Here is a 909-nt window from a genome sequence, read left to right on the forward strand (position 1 = left end):
GTGTATGATTTTGTTTCAGGATTAATTTCATTGTCTAACATATAGTCATCATAATAATCATGAACAATGTCTCCACCATTTTGTATTTCTTCAATTTCATCATCAAAAAAGTTATCGGTTAGATATGATTGATAGACTGATTTAAACGAATCTCTGGCAGAATTAGCATCTTCATCTGTTCTTATTTTCTGATTAATAATAGGATTTTCTAAAAGTTTTATGAAATGATCAGGCTCAACTCTTATATCTTCCCCATATAAAACTTTTGCTTTTTTTCCAAGTTCAATATTTTCTATTTTCGCATAACCGTTTGCATCTAATTGTCCTTTCTGACTTGTACCATCATCAAATAACAACTCATACGTGGCTTGTTTAACAGGTGATAAGTCTTCATAAACATAATTAAGTTCAATGGAACCCGTATTTTTCCCAATAACAGGTAAATAAGGTAATTGAGCTGAAACTGAACCGTACCGGGTTTGTCGGAGAGTCAATATTCTGAGAGACTATCCCGATGACAAAATTAAAATATACCCCTGAAATCAGAGAAAGAGCGATTCAATTATTGATTGAATCTGAAAAAGATTATCCTTCTACTTGGGCTGCAATCACAGCAATTGCACCTAAGATTGGCTGTACTCCTGAAACACTACGTTCCTGGCATCAGAAGTATTTGAATCAACAGAATCCAATCAAAGTACAGCAGCTTTCAGACCAAGAACGCATTAAACAACTTGAACGCGAAAATAAAGAACTGCAACGAGCCAATGAAATTCTACGCAAAGCAGCCGCTTTTTTCGCCCAGGCGGAGCTCGACCGCCCACACAAATAATGGTGGATTTTATCCATAATAATAAAGAGCTGTACGGAGTCGAGGCGATTTGTAGAATTTTACCTATCGCACCTTCA

1 protein-coding gene, 1 pseudogene and 1 other annotated feature are annotated in these 909 nt (G+C 35.8%); of the genes and pseudogenes, one reads left to right on the forward strand and one right to left on the reverse strand.

Annotation, left to right across the window (positions count from 1 at the left end):
* A partial coding sequence (locus ACY3FQ_RS12400; RefSeq protein ID WP_489774121.1) for a hypothetical protein occupies positions 1–494 on the reverse strand: 494 nt, incomplete at its 3' end.
* Between the two features lie 20 nt (positions 495–514).
* Between ACY3FQ_RS12400 and ACY3FQ_RS12405 the strand changes: the two are divergent.
* Positions 515–909, forward strand: a pseudogene (locus ACY3FQ_RS12405) (transposase); the annotation flags it as partial.
* Positions 790–906 (forward strand) — a sequence feature (AL1L pseudoknot). It overlaps the preceding pseudogene by 117 nt.

This window comes from Acinetobacter sp. AB03 (genome assembly GCF_058107045.1).